This window comes from Solirubrobacter soli DSM 22325 (assembly GCF_000423665.1).
Taxonomy (GTDB): Bacteria; Actinomycetota; Thermoleophilia; order Solirubrobacterales; family Solirubrobacteraceae; genus Solirubrobacter; species Solirubrobacter soli.
In genome coordinates, this window is sequence record NZ_AUIK01000030.1 from 1 (window position 1) to 19898 (window position 19898).

The following is a 19898-nucleotide window of genomic DNA, read 5'->3' on the forward strand; positions in this document are numbered from 1 at the left end:
CTTCGTGAGCATGTGTCCGAAGCGCTTGTCAACAAGGGATTCAGGCTAGGACATCTTGACGCCTCCGATCGTCAATGAGCTTCGTGGTCCTTGGCGCGAGCCCGACGGCGCCCGCAGCCGATTGCACGCGTCGTGCGAGAGCGCTCAGCCTGCCCTTTGAGCTCGCCCATCACTCACGGGCGTTCGAGCCGGACGGCACGAGGAACCGAGCAGCTCGATCCGAGGCTGAGACCAAGATCGCGCCGTCCGCTGAGCCCAGGCTCCTCGATCAAACCTGCCGCCTTGCCGCGCACCCTCGCGTGGGCGCCGCCCGAACGCCCGCTATTGCCGGCGCGACACGATCAACCCACTTGTTGGCACAGCCGCGCGGAAACGCTTCGTACTGCGTACATGACGATGGAAGCACCTCTAAGGAACGGTTCCTCGCCGCCTTCGGTTCTAGCCGTCCCCGAACACGGGATCGGTCGGCGTCGCCGACGGACGCGGGCAGTTGAAGTCGCAGGGCGTCGGGCCGGGCGTGCGCTTCGGGACCGGCACCGCCGTCGGCACCGGTCCGGGCCGCGGCGTGGGCGTCGCCTGTGGAACGGGCGTCGGCGTGGGGGCCTTCGGCGTCGCCGGCGGGTGCCGGAGCGCGGGGATCGTGTGCGGCCGGGCGAGACGGATCGCGTCGCGGTAGACGCTCTCGCGCACCGTGTGGCGCAGCGACAGCTCGGCCGCGTGCGCGCGCTTGGCCGCGGCCGCCCAGCGCGAGCGCGCGTTCGCCGCGGCCGCCTCGCTCAGCGCGCGGTAGGCGCCCTGCGCCGCTCGCAGGTGGCGGCGGAGCTCGGCCCGGAGCGGCTCGTCCGCCGGCCCGGTCTTGAGCTTGGACACGCGCGTGCTCGCCGTGCCGTAGTCGGCGGCGATCCGCTTCGCCACGCTCGCCTGACCGTCGGGCGTGCGGGCCGCCAGCGACCGGGACGGGAGCGCGAGCGCGCGGGTCGCGCCGGCCGCGAACGCCGGGTCCGGCCCGAGCGGGAGCGCCTTCGCGCCGGGAACCTCGAGCGACTTCGCGATCTCGTCGCAATCCGGCGCCGGCGCAAGACACGCCACGGTCGCCACACCGGCGCTGGTCGGCGCCGCGTAGACCGTGAGCTTGCGGCCGTCGTGCTCCAGCCCGTCGTAGCGATAGGCGGCGAGCGCGCCAAGTTGCACGGTCGTCGGTGACCCGTCGCCGAGCGCGGGCGAGAGCAGGCGCGGGTTGTGGGCGTCGTCAGGCGCCATCCCGACGAGCACGACCCCGGCGGACTCCTTGCCGCCGGGCGCCGCCGCCCGCTCGCGCGGCAACCCGGGCACCGCGATCGGCAGCGACAGCGGCTCCCACCCGCCGGGCAGCGTGACGCGCACCTTCCCGGCGTCGAGCGGCGTGGACGCGACGACCGTCGGCGTGGGACGCGGTGGCGGCGGCGGGGCCGCATGGCCGCGCGGGAAGAACGCGACCGCAAGGCCGGCGACGACCGCGAGGCCGACGACGACCGCGAGGCCGACGACGGCCGCGAGGCCGACGACGGCCGGCGGCCAACGCCGCCGCCGCGCGTGCGTTCGCGCAGGGGGCGAGTCGTCGGCGACGCGCGGCGCGACCGTGGTCGCGCCGAGAGGCGGCGTGGGCGCGGCGTGGGTGAGCGGCGTGGATGACGGCCCGGCGTCGAGGGGCGACGCTTCGGCGGCCGGCGCGGCGTGGGCGGGCGGCGCGGCGTGGGCGGGCGGCGCGGCGTGGGCGGCCGGCGCGGCGTGGGCGGGCGGCGCGGCGTGGGCGGGCGGCGCGGCGTGAGCGGCCGGCGCGGCGTGGGCGGGCGGCGCGGCGTGGGCGGGCGGCACTGCGTGGGCGGGCGGCACCGCAGCGGCGGGCGGCGCGGGGTCCGTGGGCCGGTCCGTCGGGGCGGGCGCGGGCGGGGCGTGGAAGGTCTCGAAGACCTCTTCGGACGGGACGGCCGTAGTCGGTGGGGGCGTGTAGGGGCCGGGGACCTGGGTCGTGTCCCGGGGCGGGAGGACACTGGCGCGGCGCCAGCGGGGGCCTTCGAGGGCGAGGACGAGCTCTTCGAGGGTCTCCCAGGCGTCGGCGGCCGACTGGGGGCGGGCGGTGGGGTCCTTGGCCATCAGGACCGAGATCCAGTCCGACAGCCTCGGGTCGACGTCCGGCGCGACCGAGCTGGCCGGTTGTGGCGGCTCGTTGATGTGGCGCAGGAGGATCGCCATCGGGGCGTCGGAGTCGCCGAAGGGCAATACGCCCGTGACGAGCTCGTAGGCGAGGCAGCCGACCGAGTACAGGTCGGTCCAGGGGCCGACGGCCTGGCCCATCGCCTGCTCGGGCGCCATGTAGTGCGGGGTGCCGAGGGTCGTGCCCGTCTCGGTGAGCAGGCTGGCGGTGCCGGTCGCCTTGGCGATCCCGAAGTCGGCGAGCTTCACGCGGCCGTCGGCGGTGACCATGACGTTCTCGGGCTTGAGGTCGCGGTGGACGATCCCGGCGCCCTCGGCGCACGTCAGCGCCGCGAGGATGCCCTCGAGCACTCCGGCGACCTGCGCGAAGGTCAACGCCCCCACGTAGGGCCGCAGCGACCCACGCGGCACGTACTCCATCGCGATGTAGCCCGTGCCGTCGGCCTCGAAGAAGTCCAGCACCGTGACGATGTTCGGGTGCGAGAGCGAGCCGGCGAGCCGGGACTCGCGCAGGAAGCGCTTGACGATCGACTCGTCGTGCGCGCCGACGCGCAGCTCCTTGAGGGCGACCCAGCGGTCGAGGTCGGTCTGGCGGGCGAGGTAGACGACGGCCATGCCGCCTCGGCCGAGCTCGTGGCTGAGCTGGTAGCGCTCCAGCGTGCGGGTGTATTTCGCTTGCGGGCTGACGGGTCTCACTCCGCAATAGACCGGCCGGACGGCGGCCGGAATACAAGGAGACGCAATGCGCATACGCAGCACCCGGCTGGCCGCCGTGGCGGTGGCCGGCCTCTGCCTGCTCGCGCCCGCGAGCGCGAACGCCGGCATCTGGACCACGGTCCCGACGCCGACCACCCAGACGATCACCTCGATCGACTACCAGACGACCGACCGCTTCTGGTTCACGACCTCGAGCTCGATCTACAAGCGCAGCGGCACGAGCTGGACCGAGCAGAAGAACGCGCCCGGATCGAACTTCAACGACATCGAGTTCAACCCGAGCGGCACCCGCGGCATCGCCGTCGGCGACGCCGGCGTGATCTGGCGCTACGACGCCGGCACGTGGACCAAGCTGAACCCGCCGCTGACGTACAACTACCCGTACCAGAGCTGCCCGTCCTCACCCAGCGGCCCGTACACGCTGACGACCCCGGTGACCGCGGACTTCAACCACGTCCGCTGGGCCGACGACAACACGGTCTTCCTCTTCTCGGAGCAGGTCGGTTCGCTCCTGCGCTCGACCAACGCCGGTTCGAGCTTCTCCGAGATCGACCGCCAGAGCGACGGCACCTGCCGGATCGACGACAGCTACCCGCTCCAAGACGCGTTCGTGCTGCCGTCGAACCCGCTCTACATGCTGTTCCTCTCGGACTACGCCAGCGTGTTCCTGTCGAGCAACGGCCTCGCGAGCAAGGCCGCCTACCGCGGCTCGGTGTGCGCCGACCGCTTCGCGCCGGACCCCGCCAACCCCGCGGTCATCTACGCCGGCGGCGCCGGGTGCTACCTGTTCGGCGTCTCCGAGAACGGCGGCAACAGCTTCACCAGCCCACGGCTGATGAACGGCAACTCCCGCACCAACCGTGCCATCGACATCAAGGGCACCACGGTGCTCGCCGCGGGCGACGCGGGCTACATCCTCAACAGCATCGACCGGCGCGAGGCCTACCTGCAGCCGGCCGACGGCGCGATGGCGACCAACGACTGGCGCGCCGTCGACATCGCCAACGCCAAGGACGGCGCGATCGGCGGGCTCAACGGCGGCCTGCTGATCACCCACCAGCTCGACACGATCCCGGACATCGTCGACCCCACCGGCTCGATCGGCGGGCCGACCTCCGGCATCACCAACACGCCGCTCACGTTCACGGCCGACGTCACCGACACGGGCGACGGGATCGACCCGAACGGCCTGAGCTGGACCAAGGACGGGACCGCCGTCGGCACCGGCGCGTCACTGACGCTGAGCTTCCCGCAGACCGGCTACTACACGCTCAAGCTGACGTTCAGCGACAAGGCCGGGAACACGGCGACCGCGTACAAGAGCGTGTCGATCAGCGGGCCCCCTGACCCCCCCGAGGACCTGACCGACCCGACCGGCACCATCACCGGTCCGGCGTACGCGGTGGCAGGTGACTCGGCGACGTTCACGGTCGCCGCGACGGACACCGGAAGCGGCGTCGACCCCTCGTCGTTCCGCTGGACGCGTGACTACACCGGCGTCGCGGCGACCGGGACCACGGTCTCCGTGCCGTTCAGCGACGCCGGCGTCGACACGGTCTCGGTCAGCTTCAAGGACTACGCCGGCAACACCGGGTACGCGAGCGTCAGCGTCCCGGTCGCACCCAAGCTCGAGGACCGCCCGAAGCCGGCGCCCGCCCCGGGCACCGTCGCGCCGACGATCAAGCCGGCCAAGGGCGGCAAGTTCACGATCCCCATCAAGGGCGGCTACCTCCTGCCCAAGGGCGTGTCGGCCGCGCTCGGCTGCAAGGGCGAGGTCCTGTTCACGATGAAGAAGGCCAAGACGCTGATCTCGGCGCGCTCGACGACGCTGAACCAACAGTGCCGTTACGCCAAGAGCTTCAGCATCGCCAAGAGCAAGGTCGGGTCGGCGAAGACGGTCGGGATCACGATCCGCTTCCCGGGCAACCCGTGGCTCGCACCGGTCAAGAAGACCTACCAGGTGCACGTCCCGAAGGGCTAAACGCACCTCGTTCGCAGGGAGTTTTACAACCGCGGGGGAGGGACGCGCGCACTGCGTGTTGTCCCTCTAACCCCAGGAGTCCAATCCATGCGGACACGCCTTGTGGGGGCGGCCACTGCTGCCGTCCTCGCCGCCGGCGCGCTGGCCACCACCGGCGTCTTCGGCTCCTCGCACCGCGAGGCCCCACGCATCATGCTCGACCCGAGCGCCGACAACACGGACGTCTACGCGTTCGTGGCGCCGGACGCCCCGGGCAAGCTGACCGTCGTCTCCAACTGGGTGCCGCTGCAGAGCCCCGCCGGCGGTCCCTACTTCGGGAAGCTCGATCCCGAGGCGCACTACTACGTCAAGATCGACAACACGGGCGACGGCGTCGAGGACGTCTCCTACCGCTGGGAGTTCCACAACAAGTTCCGGAACCCGAACTCGTTCCTGTACGCGGTTCCGCCGGTCAACAGCATCAATGACCCGAACCTGAACTTCGTCCAGACCTACGACCTCTACTACACGCTCTACCGGGCCGGGCGGCCGATCTCCGAGCGCCAGATCGCCAACAACGTGCCGGTCGCGCCCGACAACGTCGGCCCGAAGACGATGCCGAACTACGCGAACGTGTCCAACGGCGCGATCCGCAACCTCAAGGGCGGCGTCAAGTCGTTCGTCGGGCCGGTCGACGACCCGTTCTTCGTGGACCTCGGCGCGGTCTTCGACGGCATCAACATCGACAAGCCCGGCCGTCCGATGATCGGCCTCGGCAACCAGGGAGGCGGCAAGGACGACGTCTCCGGCTACAACACGCACGCGTTCGTGCTGCAGGTCCCGGCGGAGGACGTCACCCGTGACGGCCGTCCGGTGAACGGCCCGAAGGCCGGCAACGCCGTGGTCGGCGTGTGGTCGAGCACCGAGCGCAAGGTGATCAAGGTCAACCGCAAGGGCGAGGAGGTCGTCCGCTGGAAGCAGGTCAGCCGCCTCGGCAACCCGCTGATCAACGAGGTGATCGTCCCGATCGGCCTCAAGGACAAGTACAACGCCACCTATCCCGCCGACGACGCCAAGAACTTCGGCGCCGCCGCGCTGAGCCCCGAGCCCGCGAAGATCCTCAACGCGCTGTTCGGCCTGGGGATCAAGGAGAACAACCGCACGGACATCGTCCAGGCGCTCCTGACCGGCGTTCCGGGCCTGACCCAGATCTCGCGCAGCGCCGTCCCGGCGGACACGCTGAAGGTCAACCTGGGCGTCCCGCCCACCGCCACCCCGAACCGCTACGGCGTGCTCGCGGGTGACACGCAGGGCTTCCCGAACGGCCGCCGTCTGGCCGACGACGTGACCGACATCGAGCTGCGCGTCATCGGCGGCGCTCTGCTCAAGCCGGAGGACGGCGGCAAGCAGCTGCCGCTCGGTGACGGCGTCGACCAGAACGACAAGGCGTTCCGCCCCTCGTTCCCGTACGTCGCCCTGCCCGACAGCGGCTTCGACGCGAAGTTCGGTCGCGTCGAGCCGGCCCACGCCCCCGTCCCGCAGCCGCCGGCCTGATGATCAAGGCGCTCGCCGTCATCGCGCTCGCGTTCGGCATCGGCCTCGCCGTCCTCCTGATCACGGAGGGCGGCGGGGCCGCGGCGCCGTCGGCGGTCGAGCGCCCTGTGCTCACCGGCACGTCGTCGGACATCCCCAAGTTGCAGAACGCCGTCCGCCGCTCCCCGCACCGTGAGGAGCTGCGCTCCGCCCTCGCCGCCGCGTATCTGCAGCGGGTGCGCGAGACCGGCGACCCCTCGTTCTACACCCGCGCCGAAGGCGTCCTGCGCAACCCGCGCACGCCTGACGGACTCGCCACCGCAGGCGAGCTCGCGCTGGCGCGCCACGACTTCAAGGGCGCGCTGCGGCTCGGGCTGCGCGCCGGCAACGAAGGCTCCTTCGTGCGCGTCGACGCGCTCGTCGAGCTCGGCCGCTACGGCGCCGCCGCGACCGAGCTGCAGCGAATGATCGACCGCAAGCCCAACCTCGCCGCCTACGCCCGCGTCTCCTACCTGCGCGAGCTGCACGGCGATCTCGACGGCGCGGTCACCGCGATGCGCCTGGCCGTCGCCGCCGGCGGGCCCGCGCCTGAGAACAACGCCTACGTCCGCTCGCTGCTCGGGGAGCTCGAGCGCCGCCGCGGCCACGACAAGGCCGCACGGGACCAGTTCGGGATGGCGCTCGCGCTCGTGCCCGGCTTCCCGGCCGCCGAGGCCGGCATGGCCCGGCTGGAGGGCGGGACGCGGCGGCTGCGCGACATCGTCGACAAGCTGCCGTTGCCCGAGTACGTCATCGCGCTCGGGGAGACCGACCTCGCGGCGGGTGGCGACGGACGCGACCTCGAGCTGGTCGAGGCCGAGGAGCGGCTCCAGCAGGCCGCGGGGGTCGACGTCGACGTCGAGCTCGCCGTCTTCGAGGCCGACCACGGCTCCCCGGCCAAGGCCGTGGTGCTCGCCCGCCGCGGCTGGGCCAAGGCGCCGAGCGTGCGCGCCGCCGACGCGCTCGGCTGGGCGCTGACCCGCAGCGGTGACCCGCAGGCCGGCCACCGCTGGGCGAAGCGTGCCTTGCGGCTCGGGGCGCTCGACCCGATCTGGCGCGCCCACGCGGGTCTCTCCGCGCTCGCCGCGGGTCATCGCGACGAGGGCCGCAAGCAGCTGCGGATCGCCTTCGCGCACGGCCTCGACGGCTATCCGTGGCAGGCGCAGAGAGCACGTCGCGCGCTGAAGTGATCCAAAGCGAGGGTCGGTGCGCTATGCCGGTTCATGAGCCTCCCGACCCTCCTTAACACCGTCCGTTCACACGGCATGCGGGTGTCCACCGCGCGCCGGTCGGTGTTGGAGTCCCTGCTTTCCGCCGGCGAGCCGCTGACCGCGGAGGAGCTCGCCGGCGGCGCCGACCTCGCGTCGACCTACCGCAACCTGGAGGCGCTCGAGTCGATCGGGCTCGTCCGCCACGTGCACCTCGGCCACGGGCCCGGGCGCTACGAGCTCAGCGGGCGCCACGACGGCTGGACGACCTGCGAGGTGTGCGGGCGCTCGACCCCGCTCCCCTCGCCCGCGCTGTACGCGATCCGCCTCGCCGCCCGCGAGGCGGCGGGCTTCGAGCCGAGCTTCACGCACTTCGCGCTGGTCGGGCGTTGCAGCGAATGCCGCGCCACATAAGCTTTCCGCCGGAGTGACCGAACGCGGCCTACGGGACGCAGCCAAGCGCCTCGGCGCGGTGCTGCCGCATGGCCGCACGTTGCCGGAGGGTGAGTGGCGTGCGCGGCATCGCGTCCTGCTCTGGCTGCTGTGGGCGCAGGTCGTGGCGATGCCGTTCGTCTCGCTGCTGTTCGACCAAGGCCCGTCTCAGGCCGCGCTCGACTTCGCCACGGTCGCCGTCTGGGCCGTGCTCGCCCAGCTCAAGCTCGGCGGGCGCCGCGTCCAGTCGCTGATCGTCACGATCGGCCTGCTGACGACGTCGGCGCTGATCGTCCACGTGACCGACGGCAAGCCCGAGTCCTACTTCCACTTCTTCGTGATGGTCGCGGCGCTGTCGCTGTACGAGGACTGGGTCCCGTTCGGCGCCGCCGTGGCGTTCGTGCTGATCCAGCAGGGGATCACGGCGGCGATCGTCGACTACGACCGCGCCGAGTCCCCCTGGCTGTGGGCGCTCATCCACTCGGCGTTCATCGGCGCGCTGAGCGCGGTCCTGCTCGTCACGTGGCGGGCGTCGGAGCGCAACCGCGAAGCCTTCCGCTCGCTCGTCGAGTCGCTCGAGGAAGGGGTGGTGATGGTCGACGAGACCGGCCGGCTGGTCGCCGCCAACCCGAGCGCCCGGCGCATCCTCGGGATGGACCCGGCGCGGATCCTCGCCCCCAACCGCTCGGACGACGAGTGGCACTTCGTCGGGCCCGACGGCAAGCCGCTGGCCGAGGACGAGCGCCCGCTGCGGTTGACGATCGCGACCGGCCGCCCGCAGGCGGGCGTCCCGCTCGGCCTGCGCCGCCTGGACGGGACGACGCGCTGGCTCTCGGTCTCCACCCGCGCCGTCGAGCCCGACCGCGACGGCCCGCACACCGTCGTCGTCTCGTTCTCCGACGTGACCGAGGAGCGCGAGTCCGCCGAGGCGCTGGCGCGCTCGAACGCCGAGCTCGAGCAGTTCGCCTACGTCGCCTCGCACGACCTGAGCGAGCCGCTGCGGATGGTGTCGAGCTACCTGAACCTGCTGCGCCGCCGCTACCACGGGCGGCTGGACCCGGATGCGGACGAGTTCATCGCGTACGCCGTCGACGGCGCCGGCCGGATGCGCGGGCTGATCGAGGCGCTGTTGGCCTACTCGCGCGCCGGCACCAGCGAGGCGGCGCCGGAGCGGGTGGAGCTCGCGTCGGTCGCCGCCGACGTGCTCCGATCGCTCGCCGCGCGACTGGTCGAGGCGGGCGCGGAGATCGAGATCGGCGACCTGCCGGCGGTGATGGGCGACCGCTCCGAGCTCGAGCAACTGCTACAGAACCTGATGGCCAACGCGCTGAAGTTCCGCGACGGCGGCCGGGCGCGGGTGTGGGTGCGCTCGGAGGAGTGCGCGGGCGCGATGACCCAGATCGCGGTCGCCGACGGCGGCATCGGGATCCCCGCGGAGCAGCGCGAGCACGTCTTCGAGATGTTCGGCCGGCTGCACGATCGCGAGACCTACGAGGGCACCGGGATCGGCCTCGCGATCTGCCGCAAGATCGTCGAACGGCACGGCGGGCGGATCTGGATCGACGAGCGCGACGGCGGTGGGACGGTCTTCCGCTTCACGCTTCCCGTAGCCTGACGGCCATGTCCGATGTCGCCATGCCCCGCCTGTCCGACTCCATGGAGGAGGGAACGATCCTGAAGTGGCTCAAGTCCGATGGCGACGAGGTCTCCAAAGGCGAGGAGCTGGTCGAGATCGAGACGGACAAGGCCAACATGACCTACGAGGCCGACGAGGCGGGGACGCTCGCGATCGTCGCCTCAGAGGGTTCGACGCTCGCCGTGGGTGAGACGATCGCGCGGATCGGCGAGGGCGGCGGCGGGGACGACTCCGGCGCGGAGCCCGACGCCGAGGAAGCGCCCGAGGCCGAAGAGGAACCGGAGGCCGAAGAGGAGCCCGAGGCCGAGGAGGAAGCGGAGACCGAGGAGGAGCCCGAGGCCGAGGCCGAGCCTGAGGAGAAGCCGAGCGACAACGGGCGCGTGAAGGCCTCGCCGATCGCGCGACGCATGGCGCAGGAGCGCGGTCTCGACCTCTCCGACATCGAGGGGACCGGCCCGGGCGGGCGGATCGTCAAGGCCGACATCGAGAAGGCGAGCGGCGAGGAGCCGGAGGCCGAGGCCGAGGAGAAGCCGGAGCGCAAGCAGGACGAGCCGCGCAAGCCCGCCCGCGAGGGCGAGGCCGGCCGCGGGGACGTCGAGTTCGTCGAGCTCAACCGCCTGCAGCGCACGGTCGCGCGGCGGATGGCGGAGTCCAAGGCGACCGCGCCGGACTTCGTCATGACGCTCGAGGTCGACATGGAGGACGCGGTCGACTTCCGCAAGTCCTTGAAGGCGGCCGCCGGCGACGGTCCGGCGCCGTCGTTCAACGACCTCGTCATCAAGGCCTCCGCGCTGGCGCTGCGTGACTTCCCGCGCGCCAACGGCGCGTACCGCGACGGCCAGTTCGAGCTCTACTCGCGGATCAACATCGGGGTCGCGGTCGCGGGCCAGGACGCGCTGGTGGTGCCGACCGTCTTCGACGCCGACAAGAAGTCGCTCGGCACGATCGCCGGCGAGGCCCGCCGCCTCGCCGAACGCGTCCGCGAGGGGAAGATCACGCCGCCCGAGCTCTCCGCCGGCACCTTCACGATCTCCAACCTCGGCATGTACGGCATCCGCCGCTTCGTCGCGGTGATCAACCCGCCGCAGGCGGCGATCCTGGCCGTCGGCGAGCTCTCGCCGAAGCCGGTCGTGCGCGACGGCGAGGTCGTGATCCGCAACACGATGGAGCTGACGCTGACCTGCGACCACCGGATTCTGTACGGCGCCGAGGCCGCGGAGTTCCTGGCGAAGATCCGCGAGTACCTCGAGTCGCCGTTGCACCTGGCGCTCTAGGCGGCGACCTCCTCGGCGCTCTGCTCTGCCGCGGCCGGGTCCATCCACATGACCTGCCACCCGTGGCCGTCGAGGTCGTAGAAGGCGCGTGAGTACATGAAGCCGTGATCCTCGGCTTCGTCGGCCTCGGTGCCGCCCGCCTCGAGCGCGGCGGCGCCGACCGTGTCGACCTCGTCGCGGGAGGCCACGCTGAAGCTGTACAGCGCCAGCGTGTGCGTCGTGGGATCGCCGACCGGCAGCTTCGCGAAGTCCGCGAACCGCTCGCGGCTGAGCAGCATGACGAACGCCTGCTCGCCGACCAGCATGCAGGCGGCGGACTCGTCGGTGAACATCGGGTTGAAGCTGAACCCGAGCTTCGCGAAGAACGCCTTGCTGCGCTCCACGTCCGCCACGGGCATGTTCACGAACAGCATGCGGCCGGGGTGTGCTTGATCGGTCATGGGTGGGGCCTCCAGTCGGTGCCGCGACGGCGTACGTCCCACAAGACCGGGCCGGCCGGCGAAACTCATCGGTCCAGCTCGAATATCTCGTCGAAGTGCTCCAGGCCCGCGCGGGTGTGGGCGATCACCAGCACGCCCCCGCGTGCGCCGAGGCGTTCGTGCAGCGCCCGCGCCGCCGGCGGGTCGAGGTGCGCGGCCGGCTCGTCGAAGATCACCAGCGGCGCGGTGGTCAGCAGCCCACGCGCGACCGCGACGCGACGCCGCTGCCCGCCGGAGAGCCGTTCGCCCTCCTCACCGACGTGGGTGTCGAGGTCGATGTCGAGGCCGACCGCGTCGAGCGCCTCGCGCAATTCGTCGTCGGTCGCGTCGCGGTTCGCGAGCCTGAGGTTCTCGCGCACGGTCGTGGCGAACAGGTGCGCGTCCTGCGCGATCAGCACGACGTGGCGGCGCAGGTCGTCCTGCGCGAGCTGCCTGACGTCCACGCCGCCGTAGGTGACGACGCCCCGGTCCGGGTCGCGCAGCCGCACGAGCAGGTGCGCGAGCGTGGTCTTCCCACACCCGCTCGGCCCGAGCAGCGCGACCGACCGCCCGGGCGCCAGCTCGATGTCGACGCCGCCGAGCACGCCCCGCCAGTCGACTCCGCGCGCCGCGAGCACGGGCCCCGCCGCCGGGAGCGGCGCGGATGGGTCGGTGACCGGGACCGGCGCGTCCGTCAGCGCCTCGAGCCGCCGGGCGGCTTCGGCGCAGGCGCCGAGGTGCTGCGCGGCGCCCGCGAGCGGCGGGACGACCTCGAACGCGGCGATCGTCAGGAGGGCAAGGGCGCCGAGGGCGACCGGGGACGTGTTGCCGATCGACACCGCGAGCACCGCCACGACCGCGAGGCCCGCGAGCGCGGTGGCGACGCCGTTCGCGAGGCCGCCGGCGAGCGCGTCGCGGCCGGTCAGCCGCGCGAGTCGCGCGTCGGCCGCGCGAACGCGGCGCAGCCGTTCCTGGTCCTGGCCGAGCAGCGCGAGCTCCGCGGCGCCGCCGAGCGCCTCGACGAGCTCGGACGTGAGCTCCGCGCGTGCCGGCGCCTGGCGGCGGGCGGCGGTGCGCGCGGTCAGGCCCGCCGCCGCCGGGACCGCAAGGGCGGCGAGGACGAGCGCCCCCACGAGCACGAAGCCCGCGGCGGGCAGGATCAGCCGCGCGATCGTCCCCGTGACACCGATCACGAGCGCGGCGACCACGGGCGGGACGAGCGCGCGCAGATACAGGTGCTGGAGCTGGTCGACGTCGGCGACGAAGCGGCTCAGCACGTCGCCGGTCCGCAGCCCCGGCAGCCCGGCGGGCACGAGCGGCGCGAGGCGCGCGTAGAACCGCTCCCGCAGGTCCGCGAGCACCCGGAACGCCAGATCGTGCGTCGTCAGCCGCTCCCCGTAGCGCAGCCCCGCCCGCGCGATCCCGAACGCCCGCACTCCAACGATCGCCATCGTCAACTGCAGGATCGGCGGCTGCTCCGACGCCCGCACGATCAGGTAGCCCGAGGTGGTGAGAAGCCCGACCGACGCGAGCACCGCCGCGGCGCCGAACGCGACGGCGACCGCGAGCCGCCCCCGGCGAGGGGCGACGAGCGCCGCGGCTCGCGACAGCGCGCTCATGCCGCCACCTCCGTGGCACCGACCGCGACCACGTGGTCGGCCGTCGCCGCGAGCTCCGGGCGGTGGGCGATCAGCAGCGTCGTGCGGCCGAAACGCAGCCGGTCGAGCGCGTCGCCGACGACCGTCGCCGACGCCTCGTCGAGGTGGGCGGTGGGCTCGTCGAGCACGAGGAACGGGGCATCCCGGACGAAGGCCCGGGCGATCGCCAGCCGCTGCGCCTCGCCGGCCGACAGCGCGCGGCCGCCGTCGCCGACGCGCAGCGACAGATCCGAGACGAAGTCGGCGCCGGCGTCGAACAGCGCCGTCCAGAGCTCCGCGTCGGTCGCGGACGGGCGGCCGAGACGGAGGTTCTCGGCGATCGTGCCCGCGTACAGCCGCGCCCGCTGCGGGACGTAGGCGCAGGTGGAGCGCCACGCGGCGGGGTCGACGTCGCGCAGGTCGACGCCCGCGCACGACACGCGCCCTGACGCCGGATCGGCCAGCCGCAGGGCGAGCTTGGCGAGCGTGCTCTTGCCCGACCCGCTCGGCCCGACCAGCGCCGTCGTCTCGCCCTCACGCACCTCGAAGGAGACCTCGCTGAGCACCTCCGGTCCGCCCGGGTAGGCGAACGAGACCGCCTCGAACCGCAGCGAGCCGGCGGGCGCCGCGACCGGATTCGCGGGCACGCCGACGGCGGCGGGCGCCTCGAGCGCGCTCCGGAGCCGGCCCAGCGCATCCAGCCCGTCCGCGGACGCGTGGAACTGTGCCCCCACGGCCCGCAGCGGCGCGTAGAGCTCCGGCGCCAGCAGCAGCACGGTCAGCCCCGCCTGGAGCTCCAGATGCCCGCCCGCCAGCTGGACCCCGATCACGCCCGCGACCAGCGCGGTGCCGAGCATCGCCAGCGCCTCCAGAACCAACGCGGACAGGAACGCGACCCGAAGCGTCCCCATCGTCTCGCGCCGGTAGCGCTCGCCGACCGCGGCCAGGGTCGACGCCTGCGCCCGGTCGCGTGCGTGTGCCCGCAGCGTCGGCAGCCCGCGCACGACGTCCAGGAAGTGGGAGGACAGCAGCGACAGCGAAGCCCAGCGGGCCTGCACCCGCGCCTGCGTCGCCACGCCCACCAGCACCATGAACAGCGGGATCAGCGGGAGCGTCGCCGCAAGGATCAGCGTCGGCACCAGAGCAAGCCCCGACAACCACCCGAGCACCGTCACGGGCACGAACGCGCTCAGCGCCAGCTGCGGGAGGAAACGCGCGAAGTACGGCTCGACGGCGTCGATCCCCGTCACCGCGAGCGCGGCGAGCTCGCCGGTCGCGGGCGTGTCGAGCCCGTCCGGCCGCCGGACCAGGAACTGCTCAGCGAGCCGCCCGCGCAGGTCGCTCATGACGCGCGCGGCGCCGCGCCGTCCCGCCACCTCGAACGCGAAGTCCAGCCCCGCCCGCGCCACGACCACGCCCGCGAGCCACGGCAGCGGTGCCAAGGACATCGACGCGATCGCCTCCGCGAGCAGCGCGGCCTGGGCGACGATCACCACCGCCGACACCGCGGCGAGGCCGAACGTCACGAACAGATGCCGCCGCGCCGGCCGCGAGATCCGCAGCAGCGCGGGATCGACCGGCCTCACGAGCGCAGCTTCTCGAACGGCCCGAAGTCCTCCGCCCCCAGCCGGTTGCGGAACACCCAGTACGACCAGGCCTGATAGGCCACGACGATCGGCACGAACACCACCGCGACGACCGTCATCACGGTCAGCGTGTAGCTCGTCGAGGCGGCGTTGAAGAGCGTCAGGTCCGGCCCCGGCCCGCTCGAGACGATCGCGGCGGGGAACAGCTCCGCGAACAACCCGCAGAAGAGCGCGACGATCGTGGCGGCGCTGAACGCGAACGCGCGCCCCGGCGTGACCCGCGTCGCGGCCACGGCCGCGACGACGGCGAGCGCCGAGAGCACCGTCGGCACCGGCTCGAAGCCGTTGCGCACCGCGGTCCAGACGGCGAACAGCGCGACGATCCCCGCCGCGACCGGCGCCGCCACCCGCCAGACCGCCAGCGCCCGCGACTCCAGGTCCCCCTTCAGCCGCAGCGCCAGGAACCCCGCGCCATGGGCGAGGAAGAGCGACAGCGTCACCAGCCCGCCGAGCAGCCCGTACGGGTTCAGCAGCGAGAACAACGTCCCGTCGAAGGCGCCGGCGCGGTCCAGCGGCACGCCACGGACGATGTTCGCCCACGCGACGCCCCACAGCAGCGCCGGCAGCGCGCTCCCGAAGAAGATCGACCAGATCCAGAACGAGCGCCACCGCGGCCGCGTGTCCTTCCCCCAGAACTCGAACGCCACGCCGCGCACGATCAGCGCCGCGAGGATCACGAAGAGCGCGATGTAGAACCCGCTGAAGAGCGTCGCGTACCAGACCGGGAACGCCGCGAACGTCGCTCCGCCCGCGACCAGCAGCCAGACCTCGTTCCCGTCCCAGAGCGGCCCGATCGAATGGATCGTCGCGCGCGTCTCGGCCTCGTCACGCGCGATGAAGCGCAGCAGCATGCCGACGCCGAAGTCGAAGCCCTCGAGCACGAAATAGCCGAGCCAGAGGACGCAGATCAGCAGGAACCAGATGGTCTGGAGAACAGTGGGATCGTGCATGGCTAGTAGGTGAGGACCAGGTCGGGGCGGTCAGAGGAAGCGGGCTCGACGGTCACCGCCGGCCCGTGGGCGGCCTCGCGGGCGAACAGGCGCCCGCCGATCGCGCCCAGCACGGCGTAGAGCAACGTGAAGCCGACGAGGGTCAGCAGCACCTGGGCGGACGAGACGGTCGGCGAGCCCGCGTCGTCGGTCTTCAAGAGCCCGAACACGACCCACGGCTGGCGGCCCATCTCCGTGAAGATCCACCCGGTCGAGTTCGCGACGAACGGCAGCGCCGCCGCCGGGAGCAACAGCCACAGGTAGCGCCGTGACGCCCCCAACTTCCCGCGCCGCTGCAGGAGCACCCCGAACGCCGCGAGCAGGAACATCACGACGCCCGCGCCGACCATCAGCCGGAACGACCAGTAGGTGACGCCGACGATCGGGCGGTACTCACCCGGCCCGTAGCGCGCCTCGTATTCGCGCTGGATCTCGTTCATCCCGCGCACGGTCCCGTCGAACGAGTTCGTCGCCATCAGCGAGAGCGTGTTCGGGACCTTGATGTTGACCTTCAGATGCTTCGGGTCGTGGGCGACGTCGCCGAACGCGAAGAGCGAGAACCCCGCGCTGGACTCGGTGTCCCAGAGGGCCTCAGCCGCGGCCATCTTCATCGGCTGCTGCTCCTCCATCAGCTGCCCGTTGAAGTGGCCGACGAGCAGCGTCGCCAGCGCGACGACCGCGATCGACGGCAGCAGCAGCCGCGCCGACCCCACGATCACCTCGTCGGACCCGCGCCGCAGATGCCACGCGCAGACGCCGAGCATCAGCATCCCCGCCGTCGCCGGCGCGCCGAGGATCGTGTGCGCGAACGCGAACAGCGCCGTCGAGTTGGTCAGCACGGCGAAGATCGACGTCATCTCCGCGCGCCCGCGCATCGCGTTGAACTCGTAGCCGACGGGGTGCTGCATCCACGAGTTCGCCGCGAGGATGAAGTACGCCGACAGCACGGTCCCGATCGCGAACGCCCAGATGCAGAGCAGGTGCACGCGCGGCGTGAGCTTCCCGCGCCCGAAGATCCACAGCCCGATGAAGGTGGACTCCAGGAAGAACGCGGCCAGGCCCTCCATCGCCAGCGGCGCGCCGAAGATGTCGCCCACGTAGGCGGAGTAGTTGGACCAGTTCATGCCGAACTGGAACTCCTGGACGATCCCGGTCACCACGCCGACCGCGAACGAGATCAGCATCAGCTTCCCCCAGAAGATCGTCATCCGCTCGTAGACCGGGTTGCCGGTGCGGTGGAAGAGCGTCTGGCAGACGGCGACGAAGACGGCCATCCCGATCGTGACCGGGACGAAGAGGAAGTGGAAGACGGTCGTGATCCCGAACTGCAGTCGGGCGAGCTCCAACGAGGTCATGGCGAGCATCGAGCGCCATGCTCATCGCCGCGCGACCGCCCGCCATCCGTACGCCGCACCGGACTGCTTGCGGAGGACTACTGAGCTAGCGCCGCATGAACGAGTTGGGCTCGCGGGACGGGTCGCGGACCACGCCTGCGGGCCGCTGGTCGGTGTTGACGAACAGACACAGCGGCAGCTTCTCCGTGCCCGTCACGCACGCGCGGTAGTGGTCGGTCTCGAGGCGGACGCTGTCGATGACGCCGTCCATGAACCGCGGCGCCTGGTGCGCGACGTACATGTGCACGGCCGCGGAGACCGCCGCCTCGTCGGCGTGGTCCTCGATCAGCTCCGTGCGGTGGATCAGGCCGCCCGCGAGGATCCCGCCGGTGATCAGCACGAGCAGCACGGCGCCCGCGTAGTCGCGGGCGATCATGAACGGCAGGTCGCGCCGCCGGCGTCGCAGCAGCCAGCCGAACACGGGGGCGAGCAGCGCGACCGCGAGCAGGTTGAAGAAGCCGGCGACCAGGAACGCGCCCATCGCGTCGGCTCCGTCGCCCTGGAACGGCAGCCAGGCGACGAGCGCGGCGTCGACGATGGTCAGCACGATGAACGCGGGCCACTGCCACGCTCCTCGCAATCGCCAGCGCAGTCGGCGCCACCGTACGGACTCGACCATCGGGAGCGTCAAGCGTAAACCCCCATCCAATAGGCTGAACGGCACCGTCGAACCCCGAGCACCAGCGGAGATCCCGCCGCCCGGCACGGCGCGCCACCTGGCGATCCCGGGGGGCGCATAGAGACCCGAAGGGAGAGAAACCGCCAGATGGCGACCGAAACCGCTCGCACCGAAGAATTACCGCCTGACGTAACCGAGCACCTCACCACAGAGGACCGCTCCGGTCTTCTGCGCGCGATGCTGATGATGCGCGGCATCGAGGAACGCGCGATGACGCTGTATCGCCAGGGCAAAGTCCCCGGCAGCTTCTACGACGGGTTCGGCCAGGAGGCCGTCTCGGCGGGCGCGACGTGGGCCATGTCGGCTCAGGACCGCCTCTGCATCCTCCACCGCGACCTCGCCGCCCACATCATCCGCGGCGTCGAGCCGCGGCGGATCTTCGCCCAGTACATGGGCCGCCAGGACGGCATCACCCGCGGCCGCGACGGCAACGTGCACTTCGGCGACCGCACCAAGGGCTGCGTCGGCATGGTCTCGATGCTGCCCGACATGATGCTGATCGCCACCGGCATGGCGATGGCGTTCAAGCTGCGCGGCGAGCAGCGCTGCGCGATCACCTGGTTCGGCGACGGCTCGACCAGCCGCGGCGACTTCCACGAGGCGATGAACTGGGCCGGCGTGCAGAAGCTCCCGGTGATCTTCGTGCTCGAGAACAACCAGTACGCGTACTCGACGCCGCTGGACCAGCAGTTCGCGGTCAACCCGATCGAACGTGCGGCGGCGTACGGCTTCCCGGGTGTGTCCGCCGACGGCAACGACCCCGAGGCGATGTTCGAGGTCGTCCGGATCGCGCGCGAGCGCGCCCTGGCGGGCGAGGGCCCGACGCTGGTCGAGGCCGTGACCATGCGCATGCACGGGCACGCCGCCCACGACGACATGAAGTACGTCCCGACCGAGAAGGTCGAGGAGTGGCGGCGCAAGGACCCGATCGACCGCCAGACCAAGCGGCTGGAGGCGCTCGGGGTCGACGTGCAGGCGATCCGCGAGAGCGTCAAGGCCGAGATCGAGGCCGCCGTCGAGCAGGCGATGCAGTCGCCGATGCCCGACGGCAACACGGTCACCGACGGTCTGTTCGCGGACGAGCCGTCGTTGCTCGAGGACGGCAACGCCCCCTGGTCGGGCTTCAAGGGGGCCTGAGCCATGGCCACCATGACCTACCTGCAGGCGATCGCCGACGCGATGCGCGAGGAGATGCGCTCCGACGAGCGCGTCTTCCTGATGGGCGAGGACATCGGGACGTTCGGCGGCGCCTTCAAGGTGACCGACGGCTTCATCGACGAGTTCGGCCCCAAGCGGGTGATGGACACGCCGCTGGCGGAGTCCGCGATCGTCGGCTGCGCGATCGGCGCCGCCGTCGAGGGCCTGAGGCCGATCGCGGAGATGCAGTTCTCCGACTTCGTCTCGTGCGCCTTCGACCAGCTCGTCAACGTCGCCGGCAAGACGTACTACCGGATGGGGCTCTCGGTGAACATCACCGTGCGGCTGCCCTCCGGCGGCGGCTTCTCCGGCGGTCCGTACCACTCGCAGAACCCCGAGGCGTGGTTCATGCACGCCCCGGGCCTGAAGATCGTCGCGCCGAGCACCGCCGAGGACGCGAAGGGTCTGCTGATCTCCGCGGTTCGCGACCCCAACCCGGTGCTCTTCATGGAGCACAAGCACCTCTATCGCCGCGTCAAGGGCGAGGTGCCGGGCGGGACGTACGAGACGCCGTTCACGGCCCGCGTGGCGCGTCCCGGCGAGGACCTGACGGTGATCGCCTACGGCGCGATGGTCCACACCGCGCTCGAGGCCACCGCCGACCTCGACGGCTCGATCGAGGTGCTCGACCTGCGCTCGCTCGTGCCGCTCGACGAGGAGGCGATCCTCAAGAGCGTCCGCAAGACGAGCAAGGTCGTGATCATCGACGAGGCCAACCAGACGTGCGCGGCGGGCGCACAGGTGGCCGCGCTGATCGCCGAGCGCGCGTGGGAGGACCTGGACGGTCCGGTCGTCCGCGTCGCGACGCCCGACGTGCCGATCCCGTTCTCGCCCCCGCTCGAGCAGGCGACGCTGCCGCAGGTCGACGACGTCAGGGAGGCGTGCCGTGAGCTCCTCGAGTACTGA

15 protein-coding genes are annotated in these 19898 nt (G+C 72.0%); 8 read left to right on the forward strand and 7 right to left on the reverse strand.

The features are described from left to right. Positions 1 to 438: 438 nt before the first annotated feature. Entirely contained in the window at positions 439 to 2889 is a 2451-nt protein-coding gene (locus tag G569_RS66055; protein WP_053226902.1) for a serine/threonine-protein kinase, read from the reverse strand. Between the two features lie 46 nt (positions 2890 to 2935). Between G569_RS66055 and G569_RS0124075 the strand changes: the two genes are divergently transcribed. From G569_RS0124075 to G569_RS0124100, 6 genes are all read left to right on the forward strand, one after another. Then, a complete protein-coding gene (locus G569_RS0124075) occupies positions 2936 to 4891 on the forward strand; it encodes a PKD domain-containing protein (protein ID WP_028065317.1) in 1956 nt (651 codons plus the stop codon). Between the two features lie 87 nt (positions 4892 to 4978). Next, a complete protein-coding gene (locus tag G569_RS51120; protein WP_084285481.1) occupies positions 4979 to 6424 on the forward strand; it encodes a DUF4331 domain-containing protein in 1446 nt (481 codons plus the stop codon). Further along, the gene (locus G569_RS51125; protein WP_053226904.1) at positions 6424 to 7632 is read left to right on the forward strand and encodes a tetratricopeptide repeat protein; all 1209 of its coding nucleotides are present in this window, start codon (positions 6424 to 6426) and stop codon (positions 7630 to 7632) included. Before G569_RS51120 ends, G569_RS51125 begins: the two co-directional genes overlap by 1 nt. Positions 7633 to 7707: 75 nt before the next feature. Further along, the gene (locus G569_RS51130; protein WP_053226905.1) at positions 7708 to 8064 is read left to right on the forward strand and encodes a Fur family transcriptional regulator; all 357 of its coding nucleotides are present in this window, start codon (positions 7708 to 7710) and stop codon (positions 8062 to 8064) included. Positions 8065 to 8077: 13 nt separating this feature from the next. Further along, complete coding sequence (locus G569_RS51135) at positions 8078 to 9697, forward strand: sensor histidine kinase (protein WP_157592272.1); 1620 nt, start codon at positions 8078 to 8080, stop codon at positions 9695 to 9697. Between the two features lie 5 nt (positions 9698 to 9702). Beyond that, on the forward strand, positions 9703 to 10992 hold the full coding sequence (locus tag G569_RS0124100) for a dihydrolipoamide acetyltransferase family protein (protein ID WP_028065318.1): 1290 nt from the start codon (positions 9703 to 9705) through the stop codon (positions 10990 to 10992). Here the strand turns inward: G569_RS0124100 and G569_RS0124105 are convergent. The 6 genes from G569_RS0124105 to G569_RS0124125 form a co-directional block, all read right to left on the reverse strand. Continuing rightward, complete coding sequence (locus G569_RS0124105; RefSeq protein WP_028065319.1) at positions 10989 to 11432, reverse strand: VOC family protein; 444 nt, start codon at positions 11430 to 11432, stop codon at positions 10989 to 10991. The two genes, G569_RS0124100 and G569_RS0124105, sit on opposite strands and share 4 nt — an antisense overlap. 65 nt (positions 11433 to 11497) lie before the next feature. Continuing rightward, positions 11498 to 13069, reverse strand: coding sequence for a thiol reductant ABC exporter subunit CydC (gene cydC, locus G569_RS58800; RefSeq protein ID WP_053226907.1), 1572 nt, complete (start codon positions 13067 to 13069; stop codon positions 11498 to 11500). Beyond that, positions 13066 to 14673, reverse strand: a complete 1608-nt coding sequence (gene cydD / locus G569_RS58805) for a thiol reductant ABC exporter subunit CydD (protein WP_053226908.1) — start codon at positions 14671 to 14673, stop codon at positions 13066 to 13068. Before cydD ends, cydC begins: the two co-directional genes overlap by 4 nt. Further along, complete coding sequence (gene cydB / locus G569_RS51145) at positions 14670 to 15683, reverse strand: cytochrome d ubiquinol oxidase subunit II (RefSeq protein WP_053226909.1); 1014 nt, start codon at positions 15681 to 15683, stop codon at positions 14670 to 14672. Before cydB ends, cydD begins: the two co-directional genes overlap by 4 nt. Before the next feature lie 2 nt (positions 15684 to 15685). After that, a complete protein-coding gene (locus G569_RS0124120) occupies positions 15686 to 17077 on the reverse strand; it encodes a cytochrome ubiquinol oxidase subunit I (protein WP_028065320.1) in 1392 nt (463 codons plus the stop codon). Positions 17078 to 17162: 85 nt separating this feature from the next. Then, positions 17163 to 17735 (reverse strand): hypothetical protein, encoded by a 573-nt coding sequence (locus G569_RS0124125; RefSeq protein WP_157592273.1) that lies wholly within the window; start codon positions 17733 to 17735, stop codon positions 17163 to 17165. A 237-nt stretch (positions 17736 to 17972) separates the two neighbouring features. On the opposite strand from G569_RS0124125, the gene G569_RS51150 reads away from it, so the two are divergent. Both G569_RS51150 and G569_RS0124135 read left to right on the forward strand, forming a co-directional pair. Further along, the gene (locus tag G569_RS51150; RefSeq protein ID WP_064750438.1) at positions 17973 to 18932 is read left to right on the forward strand and encodes a thiamine pyrophosphate-dependent dehydrogenase E1 component subunit alpha; all 960 of its coding nucleotides are present in this window, start codon (positions 17973 to 17975) and stop codon (positions 18930 to 18932) included. Positions 18933 to 18935: 3 nt separating this feature from the next. Beyond that, positions 18936 to 19898 (forward strand): alpha-ketoacid dehydrogenase subunit beta, encoded by a 963-nt coding sequence (locus tag G569_RS0124135; protein ID WP_028065322.1) that lies wholly within the window; start codon positions 18936 to 18938, stop codon positions 19896 to 19898.

Excerpts from the sequence above, each read along its gene's own strand:
- G569_RS51125 (WP_053226904.1), top strand. The coding sequence starts at position 6,424 with ATGATCAAGGCGCTCGCCGTCATCGCGCTCGCGTTCGGCATCGGCCTC.
- G569_RS0124135 (WP_028065322.1), top strand. The coding sequence starts at position 18,936 with ATGGCCACCATGACCTACCTGCAGGCGATCGCCGACGCGATGCGCGAG.
- G569_RS51120 (WP_084285481.1), top strand. The coding sequence starts at position 4,979 with ATGCGGACACGCCTTGTGGGGGCGGCCACTGCTGCCGTCCTCGCCGCC.
- G569_RS0124075 (WP_028065317.1), top strand. The coding sequence starts at position 2,936 with ATGCGCATACGCAGCACCCGGCTGGCCGCCGTGGCGGTGGCCGGCCTC.
- G569_RS0124100 (WP_028065318.1), top strand. The coding sequence starts at position 9,703 with ATGTCCGATGTCGCCATGCCCCGCCTGTCCGACTCCATGGAGGAGGGA.
- cydC (WP_053226907.1), bottom strand. The coding sequence starts at position 13,069 with ATGAGCGCGCTGTCGCGAGCCGCGGCGCTCGTCGCCCCTCGCCGGGGG.
- cydB (WP_053226909.1), bottom strand. The coding sequence starts at position 15,683 with ATGCACGATCCCACTGTTCTCCAGACCATCTGGTTCCTGCTGATCTGC.
- G569_RS51150 (WP_064750438.1), top strand. The coding sequence starts at position 17,973 with ATGCTGATGATGCGCGGCATCGAGGAACGCGCGATGACGCTGTATCGC.
- G569_RS0124120 (WP_028065320.1), bottom strand. The coding sequence starts at position 17,077 with ATGACCTCGTTGGAGCTCGCCCGACTGCAGTTCGGGATCACGACCGTC.
- G569_RS0124125 (WP_157592273.1), bottom strand. The coding sequence starts at position 17,735 with ATGGTCGAGTCCGTACGGTGGCGCCGACTGCGCTGGCGATTGCGAGGA.
- G569_RS51130 (WP_053226905.1), top strand. The coding sequence starts at position 7,708 with ATGCGGGTGTCCACCGCGCGCCGGTCGGTGTTGGAGTCCCTGCTTTCC.
- G569_RS0124105 (WP_028065319.1), bottom strand. The coding sequence starts at position 11,432 with ATGACCGATCAAGCACACCCCGGCCGCATGCTGTTCGTGAACATGCCC.